Genomic DNA, 6801 nt, shown 5'->3' with positions numbered 1-6801 from the left:
GCTGTTTGGTGGCGATGGCGGAGGGGTTCCACGCGTACCCATCCCGAACACGACCGTTAAGCCCTCCAGCGCCGATGGTACTTGGACCGCAGGGTCCCGGGAGAGTAGGACGTCGCCAAGCAACGAATGACCACTGTTGAGTTATCTCGACGGTGGTCTTTTTGTAGATAAGGACTTAGGCTAGGTCTTAAGGGTGGTTGACAGGGAATAGACGAACCAGTATGCTTGATTTTGCAAACGTTTACATTAAGGGTGATTCATCTATGGAGGTATTGCACTACTACATAATTAGCTAAAGGACAATCAATCTAGCATCATTATTCTTTGTTATTTATGCAAACGTTTGCATTTATTTGGAGAGGAGTAATGTCATGAGGAAATGGAAGGCTTCGATCTCTGGTATGTTAGTTGGTGTCATGCTAATCAGCTTGATGCCAGTATGGGGAGGAGGGATGGCTTATGCATTTTCTACATCTACAGTCCAAGACTCCTTAGGCGAGAAGAAGCAGCAACTACAGACCCAATCAGCAGAAAAGACAACGGCAGAAGACGCATTGAAGGCTGTTGATTGGAATATGGTGAAGCCATTAGGCTCGTCATCGACAGCAGGCTGGAATAGTGCCAAGTTGGATCAGATGAAACTGACAAGCGATGCAAAGTATTTGTATTTCCGTGTCGATGCAGCTCATGCGGAGTCATGGCAGTATATTGATATCGCTTTGCAGATCAATGATTTTGATTCCGGCGTCGCAACCAATCCTTATCAACGACAATTCAATTATAACCATACACAACTGAAGCCGAAGTTCCATATCGTGATGGAAGCGAAGCAAGGTGGCGAGGCGGCTGTATATGAGGGTGGCTCATCAACACCATTGCTTCATACAGGAGATTCGCAAGGGGCGTCCTTCCATGTTGCAGACCAAGCCAAGGTGATGACAGGGGCAATTCCTCTGAACAAGCTTCAATTGAAGCTGAATGACACCGTCAAAGCGATTGTTGTTCTTAGCGGTGATCGCGCGGATGAGCATGGTGTATTCGATGTAATTCCCGAAACGGCAGACAATGAAATTGCGACAGGCTGGAATATGAAACAGAACCCGAACGGCTTATCTACCTATTGCGAGCCGTTTACGGTTACTTTTGCTCCAATCATCGATGGGGTTAAAGACAGTCTCTGGGACGATGTGGAGGCACTTGGGACATCTGTAACAGAGAGCACATATGGCGATACGAAACTAGGTGCAATCAAACTGATCAATGATAGTAAGAAGCTGTATATATGGGTAGATGCACAATTGCCGAATTGGGGAGATAAGGGGCAGTATATTGATATTGCCCTAAATGTGAATCGTGTTGATTCAGGCAATGCGGACAACCCTTGGAAAGCGCAATATAATTTTAGCGGTACAACAGAGAAGCCGCAGTATCATCTTATGATGCGTTTGAAACAAGACAATGAGATAGAAGGCGCTGCTCTATATGAGGCCTCGGATTACAATACCCCCATTCTATCCACATGGGGAGATCGTAAAGGAGCAGAATTCGCTGTATCCAGACAGTCAGGATTTGAAGCGGCTATACCGCTGCATCAACTCAAGCTAAAAAATCATGACGTTTTGCGTCCAATTGTTGTTCTAAGCGGAAATGAGGACACGCATGGTGCATTCAATGTAATACCAGAAGATCCGGGGAATACACGAGCAAGTAGTTGGAATGAATCATCGAACCCGAATGTACAACGTGTATATGCCGGAAATTACGAGATAAAGGGGATGAGTGACGCTCTGGAGCTGATTAGCACAGATCCGGCCAATAAACAGCAGCATGCAGCAGTTAATAAGCCGATTATCGTCACCTTCTCCGAACAAATTGAGATAAATGGGCAAGGCATCACACTTGAGGATAAGCTAGGTGCGACCCAACCGATAGATGTGACGATAAAGGAGCAGCAGTTGGTCGTTACACCGAGTCAACCGCTGCGCTATGATACAGAGTATAAGGTTGTTATACCAGCGGGAGTGGCAACGGGGAAAGACACGAATACACCGAACACAGCATATGAGTTTTCCTTTACAACGAAGGCTCAGCCTTCTATGCATGCTGCATGGATGGATCAGGATCATGAAGTTCGCGTTACATTGAAGGACATTGTTCCGAACTTGGATTACTCCGCATTTGCCGCATATGAAGGTACAACCAAATTGGAGGGCGTATCCTCTCAAGGCGCAGATGAGAAATCTGTAAAGATCCGTCTGTCCAATCCGGTTGATGATGTGTCAAAGGCATATACAGTGCGCTATGAAGGAAATCCACAGGACATGTATCGGGATATGCCGATCAAGATGCGTGGTATTTTGGATAGCTACGTATATGCTGGGGATGACTTAGGTGTTACGTATCAATCGACTTCAAGCAGCTTCAAAGTATGGGCGCCTACGGCTGCACAAGCTTCGTTAGCCTTGTACAATAGAGCGGACATGGCGAAAGACGTGCCTAGCAGGGAAGTCTCGATGCGTAAGGATGCAGCTACAGGGGTATGGGCCGCTAACGTGGATGGCAATTTGCATGGAACCTATTACATGTACAAGCTGCAATTCCCGGATGGCAGTATAACGTATGCACTTGATCCATATGCGAGATCGGCATCGGTGAACAGCGGGAAGTCGGCAATTATTGATCTCGCGGCAACCAATCCGAAGAACTGGGACGGAGATCGGAAGCCCCCATTTCGAAATCCAACAGACGCTGTCATATACGAATTACATGTCCGTGATTTTTCAATTCATGAGAATTCAGGCGTATCGCCAGGCAATCGAGGCAAGTTTACTGCCTTTACGGAAACGGGAACGACTTTGCCTGGAAAGCCAGATATAAAGACAGGGATCGACCATTTGAAAGAGCTTGGTATTACGCATGTTCACTTGCTTCCGACCTATGACTTCGGTTCGGTAAATGAGAAGCTGGTGGATGATCCAAGCTCGAAAGAACGAAAATTCAATTGGGGCTATGACCCGGTAAACTATAACATGCCTGAGGGTTCCTATACGACCAACCCAGCACAGGAAGACCCAACGAAGCGAATTCGTGAGTTCAAGGCAATGGTGCAAGCGCTTCATGACCAAGGCATTCGGGTCGTGCTGGATGTCGTGTACAACCATACATTCGTAAGCGGTCTGGAATCGGATATGTCCATATTTGATAAGATTGTACCGGGTTATTTCTATCGGAGCGATGAGCAAGGCAACTTCACTAATGGCTCCGGTGTAGGAAATGAAGTAGCAACAGAACGTCCGATGGTTAGCAAATACGTACAAGACTCCGTGAAGTATTGGGCTGAAGAATACAATCTAGATGGATTCCGCTTCGACTTGATGAAGCTGATCGATCTGCAGACGACACGCGCCATCGTGCGTAAACTGAGAGAGATTGATCCAAGCATCATGATTTATGGTGAGCCATGGTCAGGGGGCAGCACACCGCTTGCTGCGGAATTGCAGATCGAGAAGGGCAAGCAGCGCGGAGAAGGGTTTGCAGTATTCAATGACAATATTCGTGGGGCAATAAAGGGTGGAAGTGACGATGCTTCCAAAGGATTCGCGACAGGAGCTGAAGGCAAGGAAGCGGATGTGGTGAAAGGTCTGCTTGGTGCAATCACAGACTTTACGGGCTCCCCGACAGAGACGATTAACTATGTAACCGCACATGATAACTTGAATTTGTGGGATAAGGTGCTTAAGACGCAAGGGAAAGATACGGACATAAAACGCAATCCGTTCGCAACCTTGACGGAGTTAAATGTACTGGATAACGAGACCGTTCAGCGTTCCTTGCTTGCAAATGGGATTGTTCTTACGGCACAAGGCATTCCGTTCCTTCATGCAGGAGATGAGCTGCTTCGCAGCAAGTTCGGGGATCACAACAGCTATGAGAGCCCAGATGAGATTAATCAAATCTTATGGAAACAGAAGGCGGAGTACAAGCCAGTATTTGATTATTTGAAAGGTCTTATCGAGCTGCGAGCAGCACATCCAGCATTCCGCATGACAACGAAGGATGAGGTGAAATCGAACTTACAAGTGTATCGCCAAGAAGGTCAAGTTATCGCATTCAAGTTGAATAACTTTGCAAATGGGGATACGTGGCGCAATATTGCCGTCATTTATAATGGTTCGTCTGCTCCGCAAGAAGTTGCACTGCCTACTGCGGATGAATGGAGTGTGGTCGTCGACCATACGTCATCTGGTGTGAAGACGATACGAACGGTGAAGGGAGGTAAGGTAGTGGTAGCTGGATTGTCCATGATGGTGTTGTACGATCAGGAATATGGCTATACACCGATTGCGACAAAGCTTGAAGTAGCACCTGCTGCGCTTGGGTTAGAGCCAGGCACAAACACTCGCTTGACAGCTGTGGTGCGTGATCAGAAGGGCCGTCCTATGTTTACTGAGAATGTAACATGGTCAACATCCGATGCTGCGGTGGCCGTCATCAACAGTGGAGGCAAAGTAACAGCAGTGAAGGAAGGAGCCGCAGTTCTTACCGCAACCTCGGGCAATTTGAAAGCACAGGTAAATGTGACAGTAGCGAAGCTTGTTCCTACGACGCTGTCCATTAACGGTGCAGATTCAATCTTTGAGGGCCGCACATCACCATTTACAGTTGCCATCAAGGATCAATTCGGACAGACGATGTCTGGTGCAGCTGCGGAGTGGAGCACATCGGATGCATCAGTGGCTAGAATAGACCGCGCTGGGAAGGTAACAGGCGTGGAGGAAGGAACGGCGGTCATTACGGCTCGGGTTGGGGCAGCAGAGGCTTCGAAGAAGGTAGTGGTTAAGCCGTTCCTGAAGCGCTATGTACAAATCAACTATGTTCGTCCAGACGCGAAATACGACAACTGGGGATTATGGGTATGGCAGACAGGTGTAAAAGATGACGGTCATGAGTTCCAGCATTTTGACAAAGGAATGGCGACTGCCATGATTGAAATCGCTCCAGAGGCTGAATTGATTGGGTTTATCGTCAAACGGGGCAACTGGGAAGAGAAAGATATCGATGCCAATCGCTTCATTAAGACGAATTTGGATGACACATTAACTAAGGTGTATGTATACAGTGGGCAGGAATCATTTCGGACGCTGCCTTCAATAACTGGCCCAGTTCAAGAGAAGAGTCCGGTTGCGTTCTATTATCGGGATAAAGCGTTGTTTGCGAGTGGAGCGCAGGATCGGATCACGCAGGCTGATATTGCGATCAACGGCAAGTCTTACTCGATGACGTACGATGCAGAAAATGAATGGTTCGTCTACGTAATGAAGAACGCAGCGAATGGCGAGTATGCGTACAAATTCTCCATTACCAAGGATGGAGTAACAAACGAACTGAATGATCCGCACAATACCGTAGACGGACGCTCGATTGTCGTCGTAAAGGATGCAGAAACAGACCCAGAAACGGGCACTGACAATGGAAGCGGCTCTGGAAACGGAAATGGCAGCAAGGATCAAAAAGGCGGGGCTGCTCAAGGGGGAACAGAAGAGTCATTTAAAGGAATGACCGTCACGAAAGATGGCGTTCGTTATGAGCCAACAACGTTGAATCTTCTGAAGAATGCCGACGGAACGGCGACTGTTGAGCTGCTCATTCGCAATGAAGATATAGAAGAGATGTCTCGTTTGACAGGTTCGGCAACAGAATTGAGAACTTGGACAATTGCAGCGCCGTCGGAGTCAGAAGACGTACGTATTCGAATCCCGATGGAGAAATTGAGTCAGGCAATGAAGGAACATACGCAATTGAACATTGTGGTACGTTCGGGAGCAGGCAGCTATCAACTTCCGATGAAACAGCTAGCAGATCTGAGCAATGGGAATGCATCACAATTGCTGACCGTGCACATGATGAAGCCTTCGGCTGAATTGCTGAAGGTGCTTACATCTGCAGCATCCACACAGCCAGGTGCTCATTTGATGGCAGCTGTTCAGTTCCAGTTGCATTTGGAGCAGGATGGGAAGCAGGAACCAATTCCTGATCGTGCAGGCATTCTTACAACGGGCTCTATCCAACTGCCGAGCAGCCAAAGTGCTGGGAAGATGACAGCTGTAAAGTATAATGCAAAGACAAAGACATTCTCATTCGTTCCGTCATGGATGGAGCGCACTGAGGGCAAATCGATTTCGGTAATGAACATGAAGCACGATTATAATGGTATCTTCGCAGTACTCAAGTATGCACCGAGCTTCCATGATTTGAATGGCCATTGGGCGAAAGAAAATATGGAGCTGCTAGCTTCTAAGTTCATTATTCAAGGCAGAGGAAATGGACAGTTTGCCCCGAATGATAAGGTAACTCGGGCAGAATTCATGTCCATGCTTGTGCGGGCGTTAGGCTATGGCGATGTCCAAGGACAGAAACTATCCAAGGATGCCTTCATGGATGTGCCAGCATCAGCTTGGTATGCAGATGCACTTGCGACTGCGGTGCAACTGAAGCTTGTTGAGGGGGATGGTGACGGATCATTCCATCCGAATGCATCCATTACTCGCGAGGAATTGGCACAAATGCTTGTCAATGCTGCTCGTCTTGAAGGTCATCATCTGGAACTCTCAACTGGGTTCCTTAATGGCTACCAAGACCGCGCGCTGCGTCCTAGCGGCAATGCTACACGAGCAGAAGCGGGAGTTGCATTGACCAGACTTCTCCTTGCTCTACAATATATTGCTGAATAGCACGACCATCACTCCCGTGTCATCCGTAAGGACGGCAGCGGGAGTTTTTATACTGGAACGAACGCAGGCA

1 protein-coding gene and 1 rRNA gene are annotated in these 6801 nt (G+C 47.8%); both read left to right on the top strand.

Annotated features, from left to right (window positions below; all coding sequences use genetic code 11):
* Positions 1-4 precede the first annotated feature (4 nt).
* Positions 5-121, top strand: a 5S ribosomal RNA gene (rrf, locus tag RQP50_RS28600).
* Between the two features lie 250 nt (positions 122-371).
* Positions 372-6731, top strand: a complete 6360-nt coding sequence (gene pulA, locus RQP50_RS28595; RefSeq protein ID WP_315747441.1) for a type I pullulanase — start codon at positions 372-374, stop codon at positions 6729-6731.
* Positions 6732-6801: the final 70 nt, after the last annotated feature.

The organism is Paenibacillus suaedae, from assembly GCF_032337355.1.
In the GTDB taxonomy this organism is placed as follows: Bacteria; Bacillota; Bacilli; order Paenibacillales; family Paenibacillaceae; genus Paenibacillus_B; species Paenibacillus_B suaedae.
This window is presented reverse-complemented; position numbering and strand designations above follow the sequence as displayed.

Coding starts and splice junctions, on each gene's coding strand:
- pulA (WP_315747441.1), top strand. CDS start 372: ATGAGGAAATGGAAGGCTTCGATCTCTGGTATGTTAGTTGGTGTCATG.